The organism is Streptomyces sp. GDS52, from assembly GCF_052246875.1.
GTDB classification, from domain to species: Bacteria; Actinomycetota; Actinomycetes; order Streptomycetales; family Streptomycetaceae; genus Streptomyces; species Streptomyces cathayae.
Map to the genome: position 1 here is coordinate 1,440,744 of NZ_CM125966.1, position 23,496 is coordinate 1,464,239.

23 protein-coding genes are annotated in these 23,496 nt (G+C 68.7%); 10 read left to right on the forward strand and 13 right to left on the reverse strand.

Annotated elements, in window-relative coordinates; genetic code table 11:
- Positions 1 to 200: 200 nt before the first annotated feature.
- On the forward strand, positions 201 to 635 hold the full coding sequence (locus tag ACTWJ9_RS06455) for an ATP-binding protein (protein WP_279333245.1): 435 nt from the start codon (positions 201 to 203) through the stop codon (positions 633 to 635).
- Positions 636 to 686: 51 nt separating this feature from the next.
- Here the strand turns inward: ACTWJ9_RS06455 and argF are convergent, their stop codons facing one another.
- The 3 genes from argF to ACTWJ9_RS06470 form a co-directional block, all read right to left on the reverse strand.
- Positions 687 to 1,697, reverse strand: coding sequence for an ornithine carbamoyltransferase (gene argF / locus ACTWJ9_RS06460; RefSeq protein WP_443295322.1), 1,011 nt, complete (start codon positions 1,695 to 1,697; stop codon positions 687 to 689).
- Between the two features lie 85 nt (positions 1,698 to 1,782).
- Positions 1,783 to 3,012, reverse strand: coding sequence for an arginine deiminase (locus tag ACTWJ9_RS06465; RefSeq protein WP_279333248.1), 1,230 nt, complete (start codon positions 3,010 to 3,012; stop codon positions 1,783 to 1,785).
- A gap of 307 nt (positions 3,013 to 3,319) precedes the next feature.
- Positions 3,320 to 3,472 carry a hypothetical protein gene (locus ACTWJ9_RS06470; RefSeq protein ID WP_443295323.1) on the reverse strand — a complete coding sequence of 51 codons (153 nt, stop codon included), beginning with the start codon at positions 3,470 to 3,472 and terminating at the stop codon, positions 3,320 to 3,322.
- A gap of 586 nt (positions 3,473 to 4,058) precedes the next feature.
- Between ACTWJ9_RS06470 and ACTWJ9_RS06475 the strand changes: the two genes are divergently transcribed.
- The 3 genes from ACTWJ9_RS06475 to ACTWJ9_RS06485 are packed head-to-tail and all read left to right on the forward strand — an operon-like array spanning position 4,059 to position 6,612.
- Positions 4,059 to 5,903, forward strand: coding sequence for an asparagine synthase-related protein (locus ACTWJ9_RS06475; protein ID WP_443295324.1), 1,845 nt, complete (start codon positions 4,059 to 4,061; stop codon positions 5,901 to 5,903).
- The gene (locus ACTWJ9_RS06480) at positions 5,900 to 6,157 is read left to right on the forward strand and encodes a lasso peptide biosynthesis PqqD family chaperone (RefSeq protein WP_279333251.1); all 258 of its coding nucleotides are present in this window, start codon (positions 5,900 to 5,902) and stop codon (positions 6,155 to 6,157) included. Before ACTWJ9_RS06475 ends, ACTWJ9_RS06480 begins: the two co-directional genes overlap by 4 nt.
- The gene (locus ACTWJ9_RS06485) at positions 6,154 to 6,612 is read left to right on the forward strand and encodes a lasso peptide biosynthesis B2 protein (RefSeq protein ID WP_387035016.1); all 459 of its coding nucleotides are present in this window, start codon (positions 6,154 to 6,156) and stop codon (positions 6,610 to 6,612) included. Before ACTWJ9_RS06480 ends, ACTWJ9_RS06485 begins: the two co-directional genes overlap by 4 nt.
- A gap of 210 nt (positions 6,613 to 6,822) precedes the next feature.
- On the opposite strand, the gene ACTWJ9_RS06490 is transcribed toward ACTWJ9_RS06485, so the two are convergent.
- The 5 genes from ACTWJ9_RS06490 to ACTWJ9_RS06510 form a co-directional block, all read right to left on the reverse strand.
- Positions 6,823 to 9,387: a polynucleotide kinase-phosphatase gene (locus ACTWJ9_RS06490; RefSeq protein WP_443295325.1), complete on the reverse strand. Its 2,565-nt coding sequence runs from the start codon at positions 9,385 to 9,387 to the stop codon at positions 6,823 to 6,825.
- On the reverse strand, positions 9,384 to 10,865 hold the full coding sequence (locus ACTWJ9_RS06495; protein ID WP_443295326.1) for a 3' terminal RNA ribose 2'-O-methyltransferase Hen1: 1,482 nt from the start codon (positions 10,863 to 10,865) through the stop codon (positions 9,384 to 9,386). Before ACTWJ9_RS06495 ends, ACTWJ9_RS06490 begins: the two co-directional genes overlap by 4 nt.
- A gap of 357 nt (positions 10,866 to 11,222) precedes the next feature.
- Positions 11,223 to 11,561, reverse strand: coding sequence for an XRE family transcriptional regulator (locus ACTWJ9_RS06500; RefSeq protein ID WP_384206683.1), 339 nt, complete (start codon positions 11,559 to 11,561; stop codon positions 11,223 to 11,225).
- A complete protein-coding gene (locus tag ACTWJ9_RS06505; protein WP_387035074.1) occupies positions 11,558 to 11,944 on the reverse strand; it encodes a type II toxin-antitoxin system RelE/ParE family toxin in 387 nt (128 codons plus the stop codon). The genes ACTWJ9_RS06500 and ACTWJ9_RS06505 overlap by 4 nt, the downstream gene beginning before the upstream one ends.
- 234 nt (positions 11,945 to 12,178) lie before the next feature.
- The gene (locus ACTWJ9_RS06510) at positions 12,179 to 13,477 is read right to left on the reverse strand and encodes a serine hydrolase domain-containing protein (protein WP_443295328.1); all 1,299 of its coding nucleotides are present in this window, start codon (positions 13,475 to 13,477) and stop codon (positions 12,179 to 12,181) included.
- A 314-nt stretch (positions 13,478 to 13,791) separates the two neighbouring features.
- On the opposite strand from ACTWJ9_RS06510, the gene ACTWJ9_RS06515 reads away from it, so the two are divergent.
- Positions 13,792 to 14,863 (forward strand): IS630 family transposase gene (locus tag ACTWJ9_RS06515; RefSeq protein WP_443295861.1). Its coding sequence is split into 2 segments (ribosomal slippage): positions 13,792 to 14,282 and positions 14,281 to 14,863, totalling 1,074 coding nucleotides; the frame shifts between segments, so codons are not numbered across the junction.
- Positions 14,864 to 15,312: 449 nt separating this feature from the next.
- Here the strand turns inward: ACTWJ9_RS06515 and ACTWJ9_RS06520 are convergent.
- Both ACTWJ9_RS06520 and ACTWJ9_RS06525 read right to left on the reverse strand, forming a co-directional pair.
- Positions 15,313 to 16,140 (reverse strand): alpha/beta fold hydrolase, encoded by an 828-nt coding sequence (locus tag ACTWJ9_RS06520; RefSeq protein WP_279333259.1) that lies wholly within the window; start codon positions 16,138 to 16,140, stop codon positions 15,313 to 15,315.
- Positions 16,141 to 16,557: 417 nt separating this feature from the next.
- The gene (locus ACTWJ9_RS06525; RefSeq protein WP_279333261.1) at positions 16,558 to 17,202 is read right to left on the reverse strand and encodes an SMI1/KNR4 family protein; all 645 of its coding nucleotides are present in this window, start codon (positions 17,200 to 17,202) and stop codon (positions 16,558 to 16,560) included.
- A 70-nt stretch (positions 17,203 to 17,272) separates the two neighbouring features.
- On the opposite strand from ACTWJ9_RS06525, the gene ACTWJ9_RS06530 reads away from it, so the two are divergent.
- Both ACTWJ9_RS06530 and ACTWJ9_RS06535 read left to right on the forward strand, forming a co-directional pair.
- Positions 17,273 to 17,590 (forward strand): hypothetical protein, encoded by a 318-nt coding sequence (locus ACTWJ9_RS06530; protein ID WP_279333263.1) that lies wholly within the window; start codon positions 17,273 to 17,275, stop codon positions 17,588 to 17,590.
- 182 nt (positions 17,591 to 17,772) lie between these two features.
- The gene (locus tag ACTWJ9_RS06535) at positions 17,773 to 18,018 is read left to right on the forward strand and encodes a hypothetical protein (protein ID WP_279333265.1); all 246 of its coding nucleotides are present in this window, start codon (positions 17,773 to 17,775) and stop codon (positions 18,016 to 18,018) included.
- Positions 18,019 to 18,406: 388 nt separating this feature from the next.
- Here the strand turns inward: ACTWJ9_RS06535 and ACTWJ9_RS06540 are convergent, their stop codons facing one another.
- The gene (locus ACTWJ9_RS06540) at positions 18,407 to 18,883 is read right to left on the reverse strand and encodes a hypothetical protein (RefSeq protein ID WP_443295329.1); all 477 of its coding nucleotides are present in this window, start codon (positions 18,881 to 18,883) and stop codon (positions 18,407 to 18,409) included.
- Between the two features lie 274 nt (positions 18,884 to 19,157).
- Complete coding sequence (locus tag ACTWJ9_RS06545; protein WP_387034731.1) at positions 19,158 to 19,550, reverse strand: VOC family protein; 393 nt, start codon at positions 19,548 to 19,550, stop codon at positions 19,158 to 19,160.
- A gap of 496 nt (positions 19,551 to 20,046) precedes the next feature.
- On the opposite strand from ACTWJ9_RS06545, the gene ACTWJ9_RS06550 reads away from it, so the two are divergent.
- Entirely contained in the window at positions 20,047 to 21,111 is a 1,065-nt protein-coding gene (locus ACTWJ9_RS06550; protein ID WP_279333271.1) for an IS110 family transposase, read from the forward strand.
- Positions 21,112 to 21,318: 207 nt separating this feature from the next.
- Here the strand turns inward: ACTWJ9_RS06550 and ACTWJ9_RS06555 are convergent, their stop codons facing one another.
- Entirely contained in the window at positions 21,319 to 21,810 is a 492-nt protein-coding gene (locus ACTWJ9_RS06555; protein WP_279333273.1) for an SRPBCC family protein, read from the reverse strand.
- 362 nt (positions 21,811 to 22,172) lie between these two features.
- Between ACTWJ9_RS06555 and ACTWJ9_RS06560 the strand changes: the two genes are divergently transcribed.
- Together ACTWJ9_RS06560 and ACTWJ9_RS06565 are read left to right on the forward strand one after the other, a co-directional pair.
- A complete protein-coding gene (locus ACTWJ9_RS06560; RefSeq protein WP_387034729.1) occupies positions 22,173 to 22,664 on the forward strand; it encodes a GIY-YIG nuclease family protein in 492 nt (163 codons plus the stop codon).
- A 267-nt stretch (positions 22,665 to 22,931) separates the two neighbouring features.
- Complete coding sequence (locus ACTWJ9_RS06565) at positions 22,932 to 23,366, forward strand: DUF5959 family protein (RefSeq protein WP_279333277.1); 435 nt, start codon at positions 22,932 to 22,934, stop codon at positions 23,364 to 23,366.
- The last annotated feature ends 130 nt before the right edge of the window (positions 23,367 to 23,496 follow it).

The following is a 23,496-nucleotide window of genomic DNA, read 5'->3' on the forward strand; positions in this document are numbered from 1 at the left end:
GGGCGCGCCGCGCGGTCTCGCACTGCGGCTGCTGCCCTGCTCACTGAGCTCTACCCCGCGAAGCTATCATTCATCTCTGACCGTCGTCACGGGTACGCGATAGGTGGATCCGGGTACCCCTGGAAGGATTCGGACGGCGCCCCGTACGATTGAGCGATTGAAAGCAGGACCGCCTGCCTGCTCTCCCCGATCGGATCCATGTGCACGAATCCCTGACCTCCCCTTCCTGGCGCGTCGCACTGCCGCACACCACCGCGGCCGTGCCCGTCGCCCGTGCGCTGGTCCGTACCGCACTGGCCGAACGGCGGCACGCCGCGGACAGCGACACGGCGGAGCTGCTCACCGCCGAGCTGGTGGCCAACGCGGTGGAGCACACCTCGGGGAACACGCCGATCGAGCTGGTGGTGGAGCTGCTGCCGACCGGCTGCCAGGTCGAGGTGCACGACGGCGACCCGGCCCCGCCCGGCGACCTGACCCGCCCCACCCTCGACCCGCCGGACCCCTGGCAGGAGCACGGGCGGGGGCTGCTGCTGATCCGCGCCCTGAGCTCGTCCTGCGGTCACCGCCTCACCGGGACCGGCAAGGCGGTGTGGTTCCGGCTGTCGGCGGTACCGCGCCAGCGCCGGCCCGCCTGAGACCGCCGGCGCCGGCCGGCCCGAGAACGCCGGCGCCGGTCCGCCCGGACCTCAGGCCAGGGTCGCCACCAGGACCGCCTTGATCGTGTGCATCCGGTTCTCCGCCTCGTCGAAGACGACCGAGTGGTCCGACTCGAACACCTCGTCGGTCACCTCCAGCGACTCCAGCCCGTGCTTCTCGTACACCTCGCGCCCGACCAGGGTGCCCAGGTCGTGGAAGGCCGGCAGGCAGTGCAGGAAGCGGACGTCCGGGTTGCCGGTGGCCCGGAGCACGTCCATGGTCACCGCGTACGGCGCGAGGGAGGCGATCCGCTCGTCCCAGACCTCCTGGGGCTCCCCCATCGAGACCCAGACGTCGGTGGCGACGAAGTCGACGCCCGCGACCCCCTCGGCGATCTCCTCGGTGAGCGTGATGCGGGCCCCGCTGGACTCCGCGAGCACCCGCGCCCGGTCGACGACCTCCTGCGCGGGCCAGTACGTCTTCGGGGCGACGATCCGCACGTCCATGCCCAGCAGGGCCGCGGTGACGAGGTAGGAGTTGCCCATGTTGAAACGGGCGTCGCCGAGGTAGGCGAAGGAGATCTCCGTGACCGGCTTTCCGCCGCCGTGCTCGGTCATGGTGAGCACGTCGGCGAGCATCTGGGTGGGGTGCCAGTCGTCGGTCAGGCCGTTGTAGACGGGCACGCCCGCATGCTCGGCGAGGGTCTCCACGGTGGACTGGGAGTCGCCCCGGAACTCGATCGCATCGAACATCCGGCCGAGCACCCGCGCGGTGTCCTTCGCGGACTCCTTCTTCCCGATGTGCGAGCCGCTCGGGTCGATGTACGTCGTGAAGGCACCCTGGTCGGCGGCGGCCACCTCGAAGGCGCAACGGGTGCGCGTCGAGGGCTTCTCGAAGATCAGCGCGATGTTCCTGCCCCGGAGGTACCGGGTCTCGGTCCCGGCCTTCTTGGCGGCCTTCAGCTCCGCGGCCAGGTCGAGCAGGCCGAGGAACTCCTGCGCGGTGAAGTCCACCTCCTTGAGGAAGTTGCGGCCGGCGAGGGCGGTCGGGACTGTCGCCATGGGGCGCTCCAGAGGTGCAGGGACAGGGGACATATGGAACTCTATACGAATACCAGAATTTATATGCAAGCATCCATCGGCACCCCTACCCCTGCACCGCGTCCCGCTCGACCGGACAGCTCATGCAGCGCGGTCCGCCCCTCCCCCGGCCGAGTTCGCTGCCGGGGATCTCGATCACCTCGATGCCCTGCTTGCGCAGATGCGTGTTGGTGGTGGCGTTGCGCTCGTAGGCGACGACCACACCCGGTTCCACGGCCAGGACGTTGCAGCCGTCGTCCCACTGCTCGCGCTCGGCGGCGTGGACGTCCTGGGTCGCGGTCAGCACCCGGATCTCGCTGAGCCCGAGCGCGGCGGCGATGGCCCGGTGCATGTGCTCCGGCGGATGGTCGGTGACCTTGAGCTCCTTGTCCCCGGCACCGGGTTCGATGGTGTACGAACGGAGCATGCCGAGGCCGGCGTACTGGGTGAAGGTGTCGCCGTCGATCATCGTCATCACCGTGTCCAGGTGCATGACGGCGCGCCTCTTCGGCATGTCGAGGGCGACGATGGTCTCGGCGGAACCGGCGGCGAACAGCTTGTGCGCGAGCATCTCCACGGCCTGCGGGGTGGTCCGCTCGCTCATGCCGATCAGCACCGCGCCGTTGCCGATGACCAGGACGTCCCCGCCCTCGATGGTGGACGGGTAGTCGGCCTGCCCCTCGGACCAGACGTGGAAGTCCTCCCCGCGGAACAGTGGGTGGTGCCGGTAGATCGCCTCGAAGTGCACGGTCTCACGCTGCCGGGCGGGCCAGCGCATGGCGTTGATGGAGACCCCGTCGTAGATCCAGGCGGAGGTGTCCCGGGTGAAGAGGTGGTTGGGCAGCGGGCGGAGCAGGAAGTCGTCGAGTTCCATGGCGTGGAAACGCACGGACGTCGGTTCGGGGTGGACGTCCAGGAACTCCCTCTTGGTCATCCCCCCGACCAGCGCCTCGGCGAGCTCGGCCGCGGGCAGCGGCTCGAACGCCGCACGGAGGTGGTCGGTGGCCAGCGGGCCGTACTCCTTCTCGTCGAAGACACGGTCCAGGACGAGCTCACGGGCCGCCGGGATGTCCAGCGTCGAGGCGAGCAGATCACCGAAGAGGTGGACGGCGACCCCCCGGTCGCGCAGGACGTCGGCGAACCCGTCGTGCTCGGCGCGCGCCCGGCGCACCCAGAGCACGTCGTCGAAGAGCAGGGCGTCCTTGTTGCTGGGGGTGAGCCTTTTGAGCTCGAGATCGGGCCGGTGCAGGATGACGCGGCGCAGCCGTCCGGCCTCGGAGTCGACGTGGTAGGTCATGTATCCATCCTGACCACCCGGCGGGCTGTTCACCCCTCCGCGGCCGGGACGGGCCTCGGCCGCGGGCAGCCGGTACGCCGCCGACGAAGCGGCGGGACGAGATCGCGTCCGGCCCGGCGTCCGTGCTCACGTCCTCGCCGCCCTGCCCGGCGCCTCCGCCGGACGGAACAGCGGCTCTCCGGCGGGCACCGTCCGCCGACCAGGGCGTTCGGGTGTGCACGGGTGATCTGCAACCAGGGCCCCGTCGTTCTCGTGCTCCATCCGGTTGGGGCGGGGTGCGGGGTCCCGCTTGGCCGATGGGCCTGCGTCAGGAGACGCCCAGGGCTTCGAGGAGGCGGGCGGGGCGGCGGCTGTGGTGACGGAGAGCCTGGGCAATGCCGGTCCAGTCGTCGGGACGGAGGACGCCGAGGGTGAGGTCGCGCAGGCCGACCATGGCGGGGGGCAGTGCCGATGCGGACATGGAAGGCGTCCTCGCCGAACGTCACGTCGCGGACATCGTGGTCCTCGCTCTCGATCCATCAGTTCCGTCTCATGCACTCCGCGAGTTGTCTGGCCTGTCCGTACAGGGTGTCCAGGCTGGTGAGGGCACAGGCGCGATCGGGGGCGGCCTTCCCGTTCCGGACAGCGCGGCGGACGAGCCGGAGGACCTGCGCCGCGTGCGGGCAGGGGAGCCGGTTCACCGTGGCGGCCTTCAGCCGTCGGGTCTCGTCACGGCCCCGGAAGGTGCCCCGGCCGCGGTGGCCGAGCGGGACATTGCGCCAGGGCAGTTCCTTGGACGGCCGACACGAGAAAAGGGAGATGGCAGGAAGTTGCAAATGACTTCGTTCGCTTGCTGCCGAAGGCTGCACCATGCCAGCATGAACTCCGGGGAAAGACCCCTGAATAACTAAAGAAAGGGGGCCGCATAAATGGCCACCAAGGAGATCTACGAGGTTCCGCTCTTCCTCGAGGCCGGGGAATTCCGGTCCGCCACCGGTTGGCTCTTCAAGGGCAGCTGGGACTGGTTCGGTGGAGCGATCGTCTAATTCGAACGTAGGAATCAGCTGATGCCGAGCCGCGGTACGCCTTTCTTCTTCGCGTTCTCCGACAGTGAGGCCGGGCGTTTCGCGGCCCGGCGTCTGCGCCGTGAGAACACCGGCCTGCGCGTCGTCGCACACGCATCCGGCCGCCCGTGGGTGGTCGGGCGCTGGGCCGACGAGGACATCGCCGTCGCACGGGCAGGATCGACGGCCGTTGTCCTGATCGGCACCCTTCCGGAGCTGTGCGACCGGTTGACCGACCGGGTCGAGCGGCTGCGCGACCTGGATGAACTGGACACCCTGAGCACGTCGGTGGCGGGCGACTTCCACCTCCTCGCCTGCTTGGCCGGCGACATGCGGGTACAGGGCACCGCCTACGGCAGCCGAAGGATCTTCCACACGCGGTCCCAGGACACCGAAGTGGTGGCCGACCGGGCCGCCCTGCTGGCCGAGTTCGTCGGTGCCCGACTCGACGAGGCCGCCGTCGCGATGCGTCTGGTGCAGCCGCTGCCCGCACTGTTGGCCGAGCGTGTGCTGTGGCACGGGGTGTCCGCCGTACCGCCCGGCCGACAGCTGACGCTTCAGGCGGACGGACGGCTGCGCAGCCGGCGCTGGCACCGGCCGCCCGAGCCGCGCGTGCCGCTGGCACAGGGCGCGGCCGCGGTCCGCTCGGCCCTGACGGACGCCGTGGCGGCCAGGACCCGTCTGGGCGGGCTGATCAGCGGCGACCTGTCCGGGGGAATGGACTCCACCTCGATTTGCTCGCTCGCGGCCAGGGACGGGACCGCGAAACTCATCGCCTGCACAGCTCCGGGCGACGAGTCCGAGAACGACGACGGATTTTACGCCCGGCTCGCCGTCGAGAAAATGCCGGGCACCGAACACTTCGTTCTGCCGAAGGACGAGCTCCCGCTTTTTTACAGCGGGATACTCGATGAACACAGCAGAACGGACACGCCTTCCATTTTCGCCGTCTCGCGTGACCGGGCGACGGTGCTGAATTCCCGGATGGCCGAGCGGGGTTCCCGGCTGCACCTCACCGGCTATGGAGGTGACCACCTCTTTCTGGGGTCGGCCGCCCAGTACCACGGTCTCCTGCCGCGCAGACCTGTACTGAGTCTTCAGCAGCTTCGTGCCTACCGGATCCTTTTCTCCTGGAGTTGGCACGAGGTACTCGCGCAACTCGCCGACCGCCGCTCCTACCGGTCCGCCCTGGCCTCGCTGAGTGTGCACCGATCGGGCGACCTGAGCATCAGCGCCCCTGCCCTGGGCTGGCTGGTCCCTCCGCACATTCCGGTGTGGCTCACCGGTGACTGCCGCGCGATGATCCAGCGCCAGTTCGCCGAGGCGGCCCACAACGCGGAGCCGTACGCCCCCACCAGCGGCCGGCACCGCGAACTGGAGGCCATCCACGTCGGAACTCAGGAGATGCGCGCGGTGAGCGAGATGGTCCGGCACGTCGGCGTGCCCCTGGCCACGCCCTACTTCGACGATCACGTGATAGACGCGGCCCTGTCCGTGCGCATCGAGGACCGGGCGACACCATGGGCGTACAAGCCGCTGCTGACCGAGGCCATGCGCGGCATCGTCGCGGACGGATGCCTGGCACGCACCACCAAGGGCGACGGCTCCCGGGACGAGACGGGCGGCCTCTACCGGCACCGGGACGAACTCGCCGCCCTGTGGGACGACAGCGCGCTGACCGCGCTGGGCCTGGTCGATGCCGAGGCATTGCGACAGTCGACCACCCGTCCCGGCTCGCCCGAGATGCAGGACAGCGCCATCAGCAGCGTCCTCGCCTGCGAAGTCTGGCTGCGCACGGCATACAACGGAGCGTCACGCAACGAAGCACCACGGAGGACGACAGCATGACCCTGAAGGTCAGCAAGCACCTGAAGTTGGCCGAAACCGAGTTCGGCGCGGCGATGCTCGACGAGAAGAGCGGGCGGTACTGGCAGCTGAACCCCGCCGCGGCGACCATCGCCCGTGCCCTCCTGGACGGCGGGACCCCCGAGGACGCCGTCCGCGCCGTCACCGACAGGTTCGACGTGGACGACGCCCGCGCATCGGCCGACGTGCGGAACCTGGTGGAAGCGATGCGCGCCGCCGGGGTGGTGCGGGGATGAGTATGACCCTCGCGTTGAAACGCGACCGCCGAAAACGGCCCCTGGGCCTGCGTGTGCGCACCCGCGCCGCCATCATCGCCGCACGACTGCTGGTGTTTCTGCCCCCGCACCGGCTGCGGCGGGTCATGGGGGCGTTTCGCCGCGGAGCCGAACCGGCCACCGTCGAGCAGGCCACCGCCGCCCGGGAGTCCGTACTCGCGGCGAGCCTCGCCCTCAACGGCCTGCGCGCCTGCTTGCCCCGGTCCGTGTCGGTCGCCCTGCTGTGCCGCCTGCTCGGCGTGTGGCCCACTTGGTGTGTCGGCACCCGCACGGCTCCCCCGTTCGCGGCGCATGCCTGGGTCGAGGCGGAAGGCCGACTGGTCGGTGAGCAGGGGGTGTACAACGCCTATGCGCGACTGATGAGCGTGCCACCCCTCGTGTCCCCGGAGCCGGCCGACGCCGCCGGTGTGCGGTGAACCGGGGGCCGGGCTGCGGTCGGCGTGCGACAGCCCGCTGACCGGCACTCAAGTGCGCGCCGCACCACGGGCGTGGACGAGAGACCCGCGGTGCCCGCAGGTACGAGATCGCGCCGTCCCATGTGGCGCAGGAACTCGCCGAGACGGTCAGACGACCGCGGCAGGAATCCCCGCCCTCATGGCCTTGCTCCTCAGGACGGGGAGCGGAAGTCAAAGCCGCGGGTCGACGGGCTCCGACTCCAGAGCCAGGACGCCGAAGACCGCCTCGTGGACCCGCCACAGGGGTTCGCCCTCGGCGAGCCGGTCCAGTGCCTCCAGGCCGAGCGCGTACTCGCGGACGGCCAGGGACCGCTTGTGGCCCAGGGACCGGCCGCGCAGTCGGGCCAGGTTCTCGGGGCGCGTGTACTCGGGACCGTAGATGATCCGCAGGTACTCGCGGCCCCGGCACTTGATCCCGGGCTGCACCAGGCGGTCCTTCGGATCGCGGACCAGGGCGCCGACCGGTTTGACGACCATGCCCTCGCCGCCGCGTCCGGTCATCTCCAGCCACCAGTCGACACCCGCCCGCACCGACTCCGGGTCGGCGGGGTCGACGTACAGGCGGCGGGTGGTCCGCAGCAGACCGGTGGCGTCGTGTTCGACCATGCGGTCGAGCAGGGCGAGCTGCTCGTCGTGCGGCAGGGCGGCGAGGCTGCGGCCCTGGACGGCGAGGATCTGGAACGGGGCGAGGCGTACGCCGTCCAGTCCCTCGGTGGGCCAGCAGTAACGGCGGTAGGCGTCGGTGAACGCGGCGGCGTCGTCGGCGCGTTCACGCTGTCGGTCCAGGAGCTCCTTCACCTCCACGCCCCGGGCGGCAGCCTCCTCCAGGGCCGCCAGCGCGCCCGGGAACACCGCGCCGGAGGCGGCGCCCACGGCGGCGTACTGCGCACGCAGCAGCCCGGCCGCCTTCAGCGACCACGGCATCAACTCGGCGTCCAGCAGCAGCCATTCCGTCTCGAGCGTGTCCCAGAGCCCGGCCTCGGTGACCGCCGTGCGCAGCCGGCCGAGGATCTCCTCGGTGACCGCGGCGTCGTCGAAGAACGGGCGTCCGGTACGGGTGTAGAGCGATCCGGCCGGGCCGTTCTCGACGCCGAAGTGCCGGGCGGCCGCGGCCGCGTCCCGGCAGACCAGGGCGACCGCCCGCGACCCCATGTGCTTCTCCTCGCACACGACACGCTCGACCCCGTCCTCCCGGTACTGGGCGAAGGCCTCGACCGGGTGCTCCAGGTAGCCGTCCAGGCGGGAGGTGGCCGTGGGGGCCATGGTCGGCGGGAGGTAGGGCAGCAGGCGCGGGTCGATCGCGAAGCGGCTCATGACCTCCAGCGCGGCGGCGGCGTTCTCCTCGCGCACGGCGACCCGGCCGGCGTGCCGGGTCTCCACGGCCCGGCGGCCGTGCACGTCGGCGAGGTCCAGCGGACGGCCGTCGTGCCCGCCGGGAGCCTCGGTGCGCAGCGGGCGGACCGGCTCGTACCAGACCCGCTCGGCCGGCACGTCGACCAGTTCCCGCTCCGGCCAGCGCAGCGCGGTGAGCTTGCCGCCGAAGACAGCGCCGGTGTCCAGACAGATGGTGTTGTTCAGCCAGGTCGCCTCGGGGACCGGGGTGTGGCCGTAGACGACGGCGGCCCGGCCCCGGTAGTCCTCGGCCCACGGGTAGCGCACGGGCAGGCCGAACTCGTCGGTCTCGCCGGTGGTGTCGCCGTACAGGGCGTGGTTGCGGACCCGGCCGGAGGTACGGCCGTGGTACTTCTCCGGCAGCCCGGCGTGGCAGACGACCAGCCGGCCGCCGTCGAGGACGTAGTGACTGACCAGACCGTCGACGAACTCCCGTACCTCAGACCGGAACTCCTCACCCTCCCGATCCATCTGCTCGACGGTCTCGGCAAGGCCGTGGGTGTGCTGGACCTTGCGGCCCTTCAGGTACCGCCCGAACTTGTTCTCGTGGTTGCCGGGCACGCACAGCGCGTTGCCCGACTTCACCATGGCCATGACCCGCCGCAGCACGCCCGGACTGTCCGGCCCCCGGTCCACGAGGTCACCGACGAAGACCGCGGTGCGACCCTCGGAGTGCACCCCGTCGACGTATCCCAACGCAACCAGCAGCGACTCCAGTTCGGCGGCGCAGCCGTGGACGTCGCCGATGATGTCGAAGGGCCCGGTGAGGTGGGTGAGGTCGTTGTACCGCTTCTCGGTGACGACGGTGGCGTCCTCGACCTCGGCGACACCCCGCAGGACGTGCACCTTGCGGAAGCCCTCGCGCTCCAGGCTCCGCAGGGAGCGGCGGAGTTCGCGGATGTGCCGCTGCACGACCCGGCGGGGCATGTCCGCGCGGTCGGAACGGGCCGCGTTGCGCTCGGCGCACACCTCCTCGGGCACGTCGAGCACGATGGCTATCGGCAGTACGTCGTGCTGCCTGGCCAGGTCGACCAGTTGGCGCCTGGCGTCCTGCTGGACGCTGGTGGCGTCGACGACGGTGCGCCGCCCCGCGGCGAGCCGCTTGCCCGCGATGTAGTGCAGGACGTCGAAGGCGTCCCCGGACGCACTCTGGTCGTTCTCGTCGTCGGCGACCAGGCCGCGGCAGAAGTCGGAGGAGATGACCTCGGTGGGCTTGAAGTGGCGGCGGGCGAAGGTGGACTTGCCCGAGCCGGAGGCTCCGATGAGAACGACGAGGGAAAGGTCGGTGACGGGCAGAGCCCGGCCCTCGGCGCTGCGGGCTTCGGCAGTGGTCTCGCTGCTCACGCTGCCTTCACCTCTTCCTTCTTGTCCATGGTCTTCTTGTCCACTGTCACGAACACGGCCATCTGGGTGGGCGGTCCGACCTCCGGGTCGTCCGGCCCCACGGGTGCGAACTCGACTTCGTAGCCGTACTGTTCGGCGACCCCGGCCGCCCAGCCACGGAACTCCTCACAGGTCCACTCGAAGCGGTGGTCGCCGTGCCGGACATGCCCGGCCGGCAGGCTCTCCCAGCGCACGTTGTACTCGACGTTCGGGGTGGTCACGAGGACCGTACGGGGGCGGGCCGCGCCGAACACGGCGTACTCCAGGGCGGGCAGCCTCGGCAGGTCGAGGTGCTCGATCACCTCGCTGAGCACGGCCGCGTCGTACCCCTGGAGCCGCTTGTCGGTGTACGACAGCGAGCCCTGCAGCAGCTTCACCCGCGCCGCCTGCCGCTCCCCCATGCGGTCCAGCTTGAGCCGCCGGGAGGCGCTGGTGAGCGCCCGCATGGACACGTCGAGGCCCACGATCTCGGTGAAGGCCGGGTTTCGCAGCAGCTCCTGCACCAACTGGCCCTGCCCGCACCCGAGATCGAGCACCCGGGCGGCCCCGGACGCACGCAGCGCGGCGACGATCGCGTCCCGACGCTGCACGGCGAGCGGGGTCGGCTTCTCCTCGCTCTCGCTGTCCTCCCCCACGGCGTTGTCGATCTCCTCGACCTCACTGTCGTCCGCCTCGGCCAGCCGGACCAGCTCGAGCCGTTCCATCGCCTCCCTCGTCAGCGACCAGCGCCGGGTGAGGTAACGGCTGGTGATCAGCTTCTGCTCCGGGTGGCCGGGCAGCCAGCCCTCACCGGCGCGCAGCAGCTTGTCCACCTCGTCGGACGCCACCCAGTAGTGCTTGGCGTCGTCGAGGACGGGGAGCAGGACGTAGAGGTGGCGCAGGGCCTCGGCGAGGGTGAGGGTGTCCGCCTCCAGGACGAGGCGTACGTACCGCGAGTCGCCCCACTGCGGGAACTCGGTGTCCAGGGGCACCGGCTCGGCCGTGACCGTCCAGCCGAGCGGCTCGAAGAGCCGGCCGACCAGTGCGGGGCCGCCGCGCGCGGGCAGCGCGGGTATCTCGATGCACAGCGGCAGCAGTTGCCCCGGCAGCTCCGGGCGGGCCTTGCACACACCGCGCATCGCGCTGGAGAAGACCGCGCTCAGCGCGACGGCGAGCAGCGAGGACGCCGCGTACGGACGGTCGTTGACGTACTGCGCGAGCGCGGCGTCGGGCGCACCACCCCGCCCCTTGCCCCTGCCCCGCCGGACCAGCGCCACCGCGTCCACCTCCAGCAGCAGCGCCGCCGTGCAGCGCTCGGCGTCCGCCTCGGGGTAGAGGACGTGCGCCGTGCCGTAGGAGGTGGAGAACGCCTGCGCCTTCCCGGGATGCTTGTGCAGCAGAAAACCCAGATCGGTCGCGGGACGCTCGGGGACGCCGGTGGTACTGATCATCAGGAACACGTGACCGAGTATGGGCGGCGTCGGGCCCACACCGACACTCAATTACCACGCGAACAACAGAGCCCCACCACCAGGCCGGCAGACAGCCGGCCACAGAGGACACCGGGCCGGTCAGAACAAATGAAGCGCCGACCCTCACCCCAGCACGCACCACTGCCACCGTACAAGTCAGCGGTTCACAGCCCCCGAGCCGAGAGCAGAAGTTCGATTCCCCTCACCCACTCCATGAAGAAGGCCCAGGTCAGCAACCTGGGCCTTCTTCATTACTGAGGGCTTTCCTACCCACACAGGTACTTCCACGGGTTCTGGAGCGCGCCGAAGATGTGCCCGTGCCGAGCGGTAAGAGTGGCAGCCTGTTCAGGCGACGGTGTACTCCGCGTCTCCGAAGTCCGCAACCACGCGCAGCCGGCCTCCGAGTGCTTCCACATAGGCCCTGAGAGTGGCCACCTCGGCCCGATCCAACTCGCCGTGCTCGATCGCGGAGACGCGAGGAGCAGAGACCCCCATGGATGCGGCGACCTGGCGCTGGGTCAGCGCCTGTTCGCGCCGGAGCTCTGCAAGCTTGTGGGCACGCACCTCAGCGATCAGCCTGTCCATGGCTGCCTGCTTCTCCAGAGCAGAACGCACCGGCAGCCCGGCTGCCTCGCGCCGCTCGCGCGCCTTGCGTCTGGTCTCCTCCCAGCTGACCGTGCTCATTCGTACTCCCTGGTCTCAAGATCGATCACATGCGCTCGGTAGCGCTCCTCTGCGATCGGGACGTTGGTGTTGTACCAACCCTGCCAGTTTCCGGCCTTGTCACCGGCCACCAGCAGTACCGCCCGGCGCACCGGGTCGAAGGCGAAGAGGATCCGGATCTCGCTGCTCCCGGACGAACCCGGTCGCAGCTCCTTCAAGTGATGGCTGTCGGCACCCTTGATCCGGTCGACCAGCGGACGACCCAGTGTCGGGCCTGTGGCCGCCAGTATGTCAATGGCATCTTCCACCTGCTCGGCACTGTCCCAGTCCTCCTCGGCCAGCGCTTCGAACCATGCCGCGAACTCCGCGACAAGAACCACTTCCCATTGAGCCACGAGCCCTATGTTAATGCAAGCGTTAACATGGACTGAGCTGAAGAGATCGATGCCCCGAGTGGTTCACCGCTTCCCGAACTCAGAGCGCGAGTTCGATTCTCGTCACCCACTTCATGACAAAGAACCCCCAGGTCAAAGACCTGGGGGTTCTTTGTCGTCTGGACCAGTGAGCGGCTGGCACACCGCAGTGAGGGGCGCCGGGGAAGGGCTTCGCCCGTACGTCCGCACCAGGCGGGCCTGGTCTCAGCTGCGGGGAACCCACTGTCCGGGAGAGAGGTCCACTCCGGGCAGCCCCTCGGGAAGCAGGTGCCGGGCGCCTGCGACCGCCTCACGGGACTCCGGAGCCGGGCAGAGCGCCTGGGCGATGTGTCCGTTGATGGCGCCGTCGATCGGGCTCGGCTCCAGCGCCGTACCGTCCTCGTTGAGGCGCTGGTACTTCATGAGGTTCCAGCCCATGGCGAGCTGGCGCTTGCCGTCGCGGCTGGACAACGCGATGGTGCCGGCTCCGAAGACCGCTCCGTCGTGGCCCCAGAAGCGGCCGCAGCCGGGCAGGTCGAGCACGTAGATGCCGAGGCCGTAGTCGATGCTGCCCTCGCCGGCGGTGACGGGGACCGTGCTCAGCATCTCGCCCAGGGCGGCCGGGCCGATCAACTTGCCCGTCAGCAGGGCGCGGTAGAAGCGGTTCAGGTCGTCGGTGGTCGAGACGATCGCACCCGCGGTGGACGCCCACGACATGTCGTAGACGCTGTAGTCACGAGGCGGGTCGATCAGGCCGTAGAACGACTCGTACATCCGGGAGTGCGGGCCCTTGATGTACGGGGTGCGCGGGTAGGAGGTCGCGTGCAGCCCGGCCCGGTCCATGACATTGCGGGTGATGTACGTCCCGGCGTTCTGGCCGGTGACCTTCTCCAGGAGCAGCCCGGCGATCACGTAGTTGGTGTTGGAGTACGACCCCGGCTGCTCGCCGGGCCGTCCCGTGGCGGGTGCCGCCAGACCGAGCCGCACCAGTTCCTCGGGCCGGATGGAACGGAAGCGTTCCTCGTCGAGGCCGGCCGTGGAGTCGTCGGCGAAGGAGGGGAAAGCTCCCAGGAAATAGTCGCCGATGCCACTGGTGTGGTTGAGGAGCATCCGTACGGTCACGTCCCGGCCCCGCTCTCCCTTGACCAGGTCCGGGAGGTACTCGCCGACCGGCGCGTCGAGCCGGATCCGGCCGCGCTCCACCTGCTGGAGCACCGCGACAGCGGTGAACGTCTTGCTGATGCTGCCCACTCGGTGCCGCATGCCGGGCTTGACCGGACGCCGGGTGTCCACGTCGGCGAGCCCGGACGCGCCGGTCCACCGCTCAGTCCCCTCACGAACGGACGAGTAGCTGCCGTACATGCCTGCTTCATGGACAGCGTCGAGCGTGGTGCGCAGAGCGGCGCGGTCCAAGGACCCGGCCGTCGACGAGGCGGTTTCGGTGTCGGCCGATGCCGTCGGCACCGCGGTGACCATTAACAGCGCGGCGCCGAGGACGACTCCGGCAAGTCGGTTGATGCGCAAGGCTTTCCCTTCCTGGTGGCGAACCGTTCCCGGGGTAATCCTCATGGGTCATCAACGCGTCTTACATCCTTCCTGCGGATGATCACCAGCACAGCCAGCTTCCTGACTCCTGGTCAGATAACGGGGTTCATGCATCCGCAGAAGTGTCAGTCGCAGGGGTCCACGACAGACTGTTCAGCTTGATGACGGCAGTGCAGAAGAGAGAAGGAGACACCGGTGGCAGCCAACTCCCTGGACCGCGCCAAGCAGGCTGTACGCACGCAGGTCTGGGACGCCCTGACCGCCGCGGGCGCCGTCCACGACCCCTCCGACCGCTGGCCCTGACCGCCGAGCGTCGGGAGTTCCGGGAACGGTTACGGCTGGAGGCGGCCGAGCGGTTCGAGTGTGGTGAGACCAGCGCGATGGTCGCCAAGGAGCTGCGAGTCAGCGTCCGGTCGGTGCAGCGGTGGCGCCGAACGTGGGCCGAGGGCGGTTTTCGGGCCCTGACTTCCAGCGGCCCGGCATCGCTGCCGCGGCTGAGCCACGAGCAGTTCGCCCAACTGGAGCGGGAGCTCGCCAAAGGGCCGGCCACGCATGGCTGGGAGGACCAGCGGTGGACGCCGGGCCGGATCAAGACCGTGATCGGTCGGCGCTTCCCTATGACCTACACGGTCCAGGGTGTGTGCAAGCTCCTGGTGGGTAACGGCTGGTCGCGCCAGGTCCCTGTCCGCCAGGCCCTGGAGCGGGACGAGGAGGCCGTCGCCGGCTGGGTGAAGGTGGGGGTGCCCCCGCTGGCGGGGGAGTGCGGCCCTGCGCGGAAGACTCGCGGCGGCCCGTGGAGCCTGGCTCGTCTTCGAGGACGAAGCCGGTTTCTCCATGACGCCGCCGCACGCGAAGACGTGGTCGCGGCGAGGACGCACCCCGGTGGTGCGGGTCCGCGGCCGCTCCCGCAGACGCATCTCCATTGCCGCGCTGACCTGCTACAAACCCGGGCACAGGTCACGGCTGATCTACCGTCCCCGCCGCGACGACGGAAACCGCGACGGACGCAAGAGCTTCTCCTGGCGCGACTACCGCGACCTGCTCATCGCTGCCCGCACCCAGCTCGGCGGCCCGATCGTCCTCGTCTGGGACAACCTCAACGTTCACAAGGCCGCAGGGCTAAGGGAGTTCGCCGAGACGCGGGACTGGCTGACCATCTACTACCTGCCGTCCTACGCACCCGATCTCAACCCCGTCGAGGGCATCTGGTCCCTGCTGCGGCGTGGCTGGCTCTCCAACGTCGCGTTCACCACCCCGGAGCACCTCATGCAGCGCATACGAAGTGGCCTCCGCCATATCCAGTACCGCAGCCACCTCATAGACGGCTGCCTCACAGAGACGGGGTTGACGATCACCCCCCGATAAAAGGACACAGGGAACCGAGGTCGGGTACACCACCGACTTGCTTCGGGACGAAGAGGTCGTAAATTCACATCCCTCCACCCCGACGCTGAGCTGGGGGCCAATCGCATGATCGCGACTGGCCCCCAGCCGTGCTCGAGGACCAAAAGGGCCGAACGAAGTCGATCAGGCCCGCGTCACCCTCTTCCCGGTCTTCGGCGCCCTTCCCCTGCTCTTCGGCGTGGAAGCTGAGGAGCGGGGCGGGCAGGGAGCGGGGCAGGTACCGACGACGAGCCGGCCCCGTGACTGGACCGGCACCACATTTGACGCGGTCTCACGCCGTGGTGCGCGGCGAAGTCCCACGGCCGGCGCACACGAGCTGATCCGCCGGCTGCGCCTGACGGTCGAGGCTTGCGGGCGGGCATCCGCAGGCCAGAACGCGAGAAGACCAGTGAGCGACGAGGCGTGGCCGGTCAGCCGCGTGCGAATTCGAGGAGGTCGGCATTGAACCGTCCCGCGAACTCGGGAACCATCGACAAGCCGTGCGGAGCACCCGGGTAGACCTTGAAGGTCACGTCCTTGACGAGCTGCGACGATTTATTCGCGGATGCCACGATGGGAACGATCTGGTCGTCGTCACCGTGAATGATCAGCGTGGGGATGTCGAACTTCTTGAGGTCCTCAGTGAGGTCGGTCTCGGAGAACGCCTTGATGCAGTCGTGGGCGCCCATGATGCCCACCGTCATGCTCCAGAGCCAGAACTCGTCGCGGGTCCCCTGCGAAACGGTCGATCCTTCGCGGTTGGCGCCGTAGAAGGGAGCACTGAGGTCCTTGTAGAACTGGGAACGGTCCGTCAGCACGCCTTTTCGGAGCTCGTCGAAGACGTCGATCGGCAGCCCCTGCGGGTTCTCTTCCGTCTTGAGCATCAACGGGGGGATCGCGCCGAGCAGAACCGCCTTGGTGACACGACTGGAGCCGTGTCGGCCGATGTAGCGTGTGACCTCTCCCCCGCCGGTCGAGTGACCGACCAGGATGACGTCACGAAGGTCGAGGGTCTCGATGACCGAGGCCAGATCTTCAGCGTACGTGTCGAGGTCGTTCCCCTTCCAGGGCTGGCCCGAGCGTCCACCCCCACGCCGGTCGTGGGCCACAACCCGGAAGCCGTTGTCCACCATCAGCTTCAGCTGCGGATCCCACGCGTCCGCGATCAGTGGCCAGCCGTGGGAAAAGACCACCGGTGGGCCCGACCCCCAGTCCTTGAAGTAGATCTGTGTGCCGTCCTTGGCAGCGGCAAAGGCCATGATTACCTCTCTAGCGCTTGTCCGGGAATCCGCACTCCACGGGAATTCAGTGCCCGAGCCGCGCTTGGAATGTCACGCCACGACCAGCAGCGGACGCACATGGGGGGCGACGGAGAGGTCAGCAGCGGAAGGCGGCCGATGAGCACGTCGTGTGTCCCACCCTACTTGGGAAGCTCCACTTCAGCGCATCGAGAGGCACACTGCGACACCCTCGCTCGGGCCGTCTCTGAGCCGTGCGGGGGGTGCTCAACGAGGCCAACGTCGACAACCGTCGACAGCTAAGTCGCAGGTCGCAGCGTTGATCGATTACACGGCCGCAGGTCAGAGACCCGGCCCTTCACTTCTTCGGCTATTGATCGCGCCGACGGCGTTGACTCGCCCTTTGAGGCTCCCCCGACCTCACTATCCGCTGCTATGTCATGACCGATGCACGGTCCGGTCACTGCGCAGCGGTATGAAGTCCCAGTGCAGCCTCTGCTCCTGGTCCACTACCGGCGTGTAGCCGTTGAGGGGCTGGTTGGTCTCGAGAGACGTGGCGATCGCCTCCATGAGCACCGGCAGGGACGTCCACATCTCATGCGATACGCGCATGATGCCTTCCACGGCCTCGGCTTCGTGGACGCGCCCCCGGTCGATCTCGGGACGGTGGTCCAGCACGAGGTGCCCCCCGCCGACGTCCCGCGCGATGGGGATCAACTGCGGGTGGCCGAACAGGACGCTGCTGGACCCGATCTTCATGAAGTCGTAGTCCGCCTCGTCTCCTTTCTCATCCGCCGTGCGCTGGTCGTAGAAGCCGGTGAGAAGTTGCCAGGCAGCCGCTATCTCGCGTGCACTCATCGGTCGGTAGAACGCCGGCAGCAGCGAGCCCCGCTGGTCGAGGAGACCGTCGTGCCGCAGCAGCGACCTCACCAAGGGCCTCAGCAATGGCCGGCCGATGACGCGTTCGATCGCGGCGATGTCCGCCGGATCCGCGGGCGGCGCCAGCGCGGCGTAGGTCGCTGGCGCGTGCTCGGCCAGCCAGTTCTCGATTCGCGTCCACGACTCACTGATCGGTGCGGTCATGGCCCGGCATCCTGCCACCTGGTACCGACACCCCCGGGGAACAGCCAGCCGGGGATGTCATGCTCCAGCGATGGATGAGTATGCGTGGCCAACGGGTCCTGACGTGCCGGCCGCGGGCGAGGTGCGGCGGAGCTGGGCGGCAACCGTCGCGGCCCTGCCCGTAGGGACCCGGATCACCGGCGAGGTCATCGGTCGTCAGCCCTTCGGTGTCTTCATACGTATAGATGGTGTGCCGAACGCTATGGCGCTGGCGGAAATCACGGCCATGCCGCAGTGGATGGACCTTCCGGGCCTAGGATCCCTCGTCAGTGGTGAGGTCTTCTGGCACGCCGCTCACAACCACCAGGTCAAGGTCCGGCTCGACGAGTGGCGGGCGGCTGACGAGTGATCGCCCCCGGGCCGTCTCTGGGCCGTCCGACGCCGCTCAGTGACGACCGGTGACGACTCCTCACAACAGTCGTAGCGAGCGTCAGCCCCAGGTCACCCGATTGGGTCTGCGACACTGGTACCGCCATGCCTAAGCCCGGAGAACTGGCAGACGACACCGGGCCGGCTGACTACGGTGGTCCCGTGCTGGAAGACGATGGTGGTCCGGCCGCCTGGCTGGAGTCGAAGCGGCTACTCACCAGCCCTGAGCGTCACATCGATACGTTGCGACGCCTGCTCGCCGAGGACGACAACGCGCTTCTGCTGTACGACTATGACCTGATCAGTGATCCGCAGACAGTCGCCATCACAAGAGCTCAGCAGCGCGCAGCGGGACAGCGTCGCCGTAGGTTGCGGCGACTGACAACGCGTCAGCGCTCAGCGAAGTGACATCAGCCGATGACATCAAGACCCCCGGACGGCAACGGACTGGAACGGCCACAGGGGCACCGCCATCCCTCAGCGTCGTGGGTGCGGAGCAGGCCGCACGCCCCGGTGAGCGAGCTCCCAACGCGGTGGTCATAAGGTGACCGTTGACGGCAGCGCTGACGGCAACGACGGCGGACGGCAGCGGCACTCAGCAGCCCAGCATGGTGCCGACATAGGCCGATCGGGTTGACCTGCCAAGGCTTGCCCGCATCTTCTAAGCGCCGGGTCGTATCCCGGTTGACTGTCTGGGTAGTTGGCCAGTGAGCGCGATAGTTGGCCGCACTGAGCGCCGCTCGATCGTGGCGCGTCAGGTGACGGTGACGAACACGGTGATGCCGAAGGCCCGCAGCTACTGCGCCGAGGTACCGCGCGAGTAGCGGCGGCGCAGTGCGCGCAGCTGGGCCACTTGTTCCTCGAAGGGCGGTGCCTCCGCGGCGTCGAGGTACGGCACCGGCAGAAAGACGACAGTGCCGCCGCGCAGCTTGGCCGCGACACGGAGATGGGTGCTGCGGTTGCGGGAGTCGCTGCTGTCTACCCGTACTTCCTCGAAGTGGACGATCTCGTCCCACTCCAGCCGGTGCCATCGCAGCACCGTGCGAAACCTCAGTCCGGCCGGCCCCGCCTCCACGCGGCGCCCGAGCAACGCGAGGGCACTCGCAACGGCCGCCACAGCGACGGTTCCGGAGAGGATCCCCCACTTGTCGGCCTGCGCAACACCGAGTCCGGCCGCGACCCCTGCCGCAATCGCCACCAGTGCGGACAACGCGATCGCCACACGTACGGACTTGCCTCCGGCGCGCAGGGTCAGCTCACCATGATCGGTCACCCTCGTGATCCTGCCACCCGCCCGCCACCGCGCCCAGGGTGCCGATCACACCTGGCCAAGCCGCCCACGCCGCCGCACTGGCGGGCCGTCTCTGGGCCGTGCGGGGGTGCTCAACGATGACAGATGACGACAGTCGACGACGGCTCTTCCCCTGCTCAGGGACGGTGCTTCGGGTACCGGCGCAGGTACCGATCAGTGAAGCAGTGTTGAGGAACTTCAGGCCAATCCCGCAGCAATGGCCTCTGCCGGTGACGCAGGAGTATCCACTACGTGACTACGAGGACACTGGGGGCAGTGCGGCTCGTTCGGATTCGGCCAGGAGGATGCAGAACTCATTGCCCTCCGGGTCGGCGAGCACGACCCACCCCCAGCCGTTGGGCTTTCGGTGATCGGCGACCAGGGAGGCGCCCAGCGCCAGGAGTCGTTCGACCTCCGCGTCCCGCGAGGTGTCGGGACGCAAGCACAGGTGAAGCCGGTTCTTGCCTGCCTTCGGTTCCGGTACTTCGTTGAAGTGCAGGGCCAGGCCGCCCGGCAGCATGATCTCCGTCTCGTCGTCGCCCGGTTCGTCCTCGGGGTCGGGCCGATGTCCGGTCACCTCGCTCCAGAAATGGGCCAGTTGGTATGCGTTTGCACAGTCCACTGTCATGTTCGTCATTGTCGAAACCATGCGGGTGATCCTCTCCGAGCGAAGCGGCGGACGCCACCGGAAGTGCCGAAGCGGCGCGATGCCCCAGGAGCACCGCGTGGATCGCAGGGGGCCCGGGGACGGGACATGACACCCTGACAGGGATCGGCGTACAACACTGAAGCACAGCAACCAATCCTGTCCGTTGGCGTCTTCCTAGGGCCGTAGCACGGCCGGAATAGCCGTCCGCGACCGATCTACATAGAGCTACGGATCAGAAGGTCTCTGACATCCACGGCTGACTGTGAGGATGTCGGTGGTGCTGCCCGAGGCGGTCTGACCCGCCGACTGACCGACGCACAGGCTGTCTTGTTGATGACATGTCGGCCGACTCGGGTGGCGCCGCCCTGCGCGCGGCCGGTCGGGCGTTTGTGACCTCATAGGAGCCCGGCCAAAGGTCCCATCACAGTCTTGTCCTCCCGCCCGACCGGCGCGTGCCATCCCTCATGCGTCGCACGGAAGGACAGCACTCATCAGCATGGCAGAAGAGACAACGGTGATCGGCGGCGTCGACACCCACACCGACTTCCACCAGGCCGCAGTGATCGACTCCATCGGCCGGCACCTGGCCACCGAGACATTTCCCACCACTCACGACGGCTACCGTCGGCTACTGCAGTGGCTTCGCTCGCACGGCGAGGTCATGGCCGTCGGTGTCGAGGGCACCGGCGCCTACGGCTCCGAACTTGCCCGGGTGCTGCGGGCGAACCAGGTCACCGTGATCGAGGTGGACCGCCCCGACCGACGAGCCCGCAGGGCCAATGGCAAGTCCGATCCCGTAGACGCCTTCGCCGCGGCGACAGCAGTACTCTCCGGCCGGGCTGGCGGGACCCCCAAGACCCGCGATGGCATCGTGGAGGCCATCCGCGCGTTGCGAGTGGTCCGCCGCTCGGCCGTCAAGGCCCGCACACAGATCATCAACCAGATCCGCACCCTCATCATCACCGCGCCGGGCGAAGTCCGTGAGCGGCTGCGCACACTGGCCCCCGCCGAGCTGATCAAGCAGCTGTCACGGTCCCGGCCCGGCGCGGACACCCGCGACCCGGCCTGCGCGGTCAGGATCGCCCTGCGGCGTCTGGCCCGCCGCCACCAGTACCTCACCGAGGAGATCGCCGACGCCGATGCCGAACTGAAGTCGCTGGTGGCCGAAGCAGCACCCTCGCTGGTCGCGCTGTCCGGAGTAGGCACCGAGACCGCCGCCCAGCTCCTGATCACCGCCGGCGACAACCCCGAGCGGCTCACCTCGGAAGCATCGTTCGCGCACCTGTGCGCGGCAGCCCCCGTCCAGGCCAGCTCGGGCCGCACCAACCGGCACCGCCTCAACCGCGGCGGCGACCGCCGGGCCAACCACGCACTCCACATGATCGCGCTGGTCCGCATGCGCTACGACCAGCGGACCCGGAACTACGTCGCCCGCCGCACCGCCGAAGGCATGTCCAAGAAGGACATCCTCCGCTGCCTCAAACGCTTCATCGCCCGCGAGGTCTACCAGCACCTCACCCGTCCCCACCACACACCGAAACCACTCACACAGAGCGCTTGACGGTCTATAGGAGCTTCATCAACGACGCCGGACGGAGGCGTACACCAGCGACTCTGCTCGGTCGTCGCACCAGTCGACGGCAGCAACCGGAGCGGGCTCGGATCGAACTCCTCAAGCGGGTGTCGCAGGACCGAATCCTGCCAAGCCAGGCCTTCAGGATCGACCCTGCGTACGGCCTTCGCCACCGGGCTGCCCGCACGAAAGCCGTCAAACGGGCCGGGCCAGACGGGCCGTCAGAACACAGGCCCGGGCCCGCTGGACCGCTCCCGCCTGTGAGGCGGCGAACCGCAGCAGGCCCGGGGGCGTCCGCAGGTGCAGGGTGTCGGTGACGACGCTGCCGGCCTCGTGGCGGTCGATGGCGAAGCGGTAGCTCATGCGGACCCGGCCGGGGCTGCGGACCTCCCCGAAGATCTCGGCGGAGTGCGGGAGGCCGTCCGGGACGGCGACGAGCGTGACGTCGGTGATGTTGTCGTGCCGCAGGACGCCCAGGAAGCGGAAACGCTCCACGGCCGTGTAGCTCACGGTGCCGCCGTTGCGGCGCACGTCACGGACGGCAACGACGAGCGGCGACAGGCCGACGTAGTGCAACGGTTCGGCCAGGTGCGCGAAGACCTCCTCCGGCGGCGCGGCGATCTGAAACGTGTGCTTCAGCTCGGTGGACAGCACCTCGGCCCCCTCCTCGATACGGCGCGCCGGCACGGTGATCCTCCCATCGCCGGGGCGGAAAGTTCCCGTATTCCGGCGGTAGGGCGGTCTGCGGGTCGGTACAGCTCATCGGAGCCCAGCCCCGGAGCCGACGAGAGGCGTGCCAGACGCGTGCCGGATCGTGCGGGGAACCACGGGGAACAGCGGGCGATCGGTCGGCGACCAACCAGTCGGGACACACCGTTCCGTCCCAGTTCAGTAAGGCAGCGAAGACCGAAGCACACGAGCTTCCCAAGCTGATGTCACATGTCAGCGTCGACCAGTAACCTGCGACGATCAGCCGTGACACGCCTGGAGGCTCCGTGGAAGCTACCGCTCTCGTCAATCCCGACCGGTTGTGGTCAGCGCAGGAGGTCTTGGCGCGTCCGAGCCCCGTCCCGGCGGCGGCAGGGGTCTACGGGTGGCACTTCAAGCAACCGCCCCACCCGGACCTGGGCGCCGGGCGCCTGCTCTACGTCGGGATAGCCCCGCGGTACATGGCGAACCGCACCAGCACCCAGAACCTGCGCAAGCGGGTGCGCTACCACTACCGGGGCAACGCAGCCGGCTCGACCCTGCGGCTCACCCTCGGCTGCCTGCTCGGACTCGATCTGCGCCGCGTGGGCAGCGGCAAACGGATGACCTTCGGCAAGGCCGGCGAAGCCACCCTGAGCCAGTGGATGGCGGACAACGCGCGAGTGTGCTGGATCGAGCAGAGCGAACCGTGGGACCTGGAGTCGCAGCTCATCTCCCAACTCGACCTCCCGCTGAACCTCGACCAGAACCGCCACAACGCGTTCCACAGCCGATTGAAGGAACTACGAGCGCAAGCACGCCAGCGAGCGCGGGAGTTGCCCATCAGCTCGTAGGCTGCCGAGCGGGCCGATGTCTGGGCCGTCTCTGGGCCGTCCGAGGCTGCTCAACAGTCGCCAATGACGACCAACGACGACCACCAAGCGCGCGAGCATACTGGCGCTGACCAGCAAAAACCCAGCTCACCAAGATCCCCGGCAAGACCCAGGGCAAGAAGACAGGTCTTGAGTCATCCAGTGAGACGGTGAGCGCGGCAGGCATCGTCAGTGGTGCTGTCTGGAGTGCGCAGCATCAGCGCTGAACCGAACACCCAGGGGTGGGACATGAAGGAGCCCGAGCGGTTCGCACTGCTGCGGATCACCGGTAGATACGGCGGCAGTGTTGCGGTCGAGTTGAACGACTCCTATGCCCCGGGCATCCCGGACATGAAGGGGCAACTCCTGGTCCACAACGATTTCGTGGCCGGTGTCCTCGACACCCATGTGGATCCAAGAGACCTGGCCGGCTGGGCACACGTATGGGACGAGGTCACCGCGGGGCACGACGCCGTCTGGCGTGAGGCTGCACGAGTCGCCGAGATCGGCATCCGCCTGAACTGGCGGGAGGACGACCACGATGGGATCACGGTCACCATCGCCGACCAGCAGAGCACCAGGCTGGCCCTCTCCCTCGAAGTGGACCGCGGCTGGATCGACGAGCAGCGTGCCCTGCTCAAGAGGCTCGGCACCGTCTGGGCGCACCTGATCCCGACGGACTGAGGAGCTTCAGGGGGCAGCCCGTGCCACAGGCGTGCCAGATACAAGGGTCAGCCACGGTCAACGGGGGTGTCTCGCGGTCGCGTTCTCGGTGGCCTGACCAGGTATCGAAGCTCCAGGTCAGCGCCCCCAC

Coding starts and splice junctions, on each gene's coding strand:
- ACTWJ9_RS06525 (WP_279333261.1), bottom strand. CDS start 17,202: ATGACCGCACCGATCAGTGAGTCGTGGACGCGAATCGAGAACTGGCTG.
- argF (WP_443295322.1), bottom strand. CDS start 1,697: ATGGCGACAGTCCCGACCGCCCTCGCCGGCCGCAACTTCCTCAAGGAG.
- ACTWJ9_RS06565 (WP_279333277.1), top strand. CDS start 22,932: ATGAAGGAGCCCGAGCGGTTCGCACTGCTGCGGATCACCGGTAGATAC.
- ACTWJ9_RS06480 (WP_279333251.1), top strand. CDS start 5,900: ATGACCCTGAAGGTCAGCAAGCACCTGAAGTTGGCCGAAACCGAGTTC.
- ACTWJ9_RS06470 (WP_443295323.1), bottom strand. CDS start 3,472: ATGTCCGCATCGGCACTGCCCCCCGCCATGGTCGGCCTGCGCGACCTC.
- ACTWJ9_RS06545 (WP_387034731.1), bottom strand. CDS start 19,550: ATGGTTTCGACAATGACGAACATGACAGTGGACTGTGCAAACGCATAC.
- ACTWJ9_RS06520 (WP_279333259.1), bottom strand. CDS start 16,140: ATGGCCTTTGCCGCTGCCAAGGACGGCACACAGATCTACTTCAAGGAC.
- ACTWJ9_RS06475 (WP_443295324.1), top strand. CDS start 4,059: ATGCCGAGCCGCGGTACGCCTTTCTTCTTCGCGTTCTCCGACAGTGAG.
- ACTWJ9_RS06500 (WP_384206683.1), bottom strand. CDS start 11,561: ATGAGCACGGTCAGCTGGGAGGAGACCAGACGCAAGGCGCGCGAGCGG.
- ACTWJ9_RS06530 (WP_279333263.1), top strand. CDS start 17,273: ATGGATGAGTATGCGTGGCCAACGGGTCCTGACGTGCCGGCCGCGGGC.
- ACTWJ9_RS06485 (WP_387035016.1), top strand. CDS start 6,154: ATGAGTATGACCCTCGCGTTGAAACGCGACCGCCGAAAACGGCCCCTG.
- ACTWJ9_RS06550 (WP_279333271.1), top strand. CDS start 20,047: ATGGCAGAAGAGACAACGGTGATCGGCGGCGTCGACACCCACACCGAC.
- ACTWJ9_RS06465 (WP_279333248.1), bottom strand. CDS start 3,012: ATGACCTACCACGTCGACTCCGAGGCCGGACGGCTGCGCCGCGTCATC.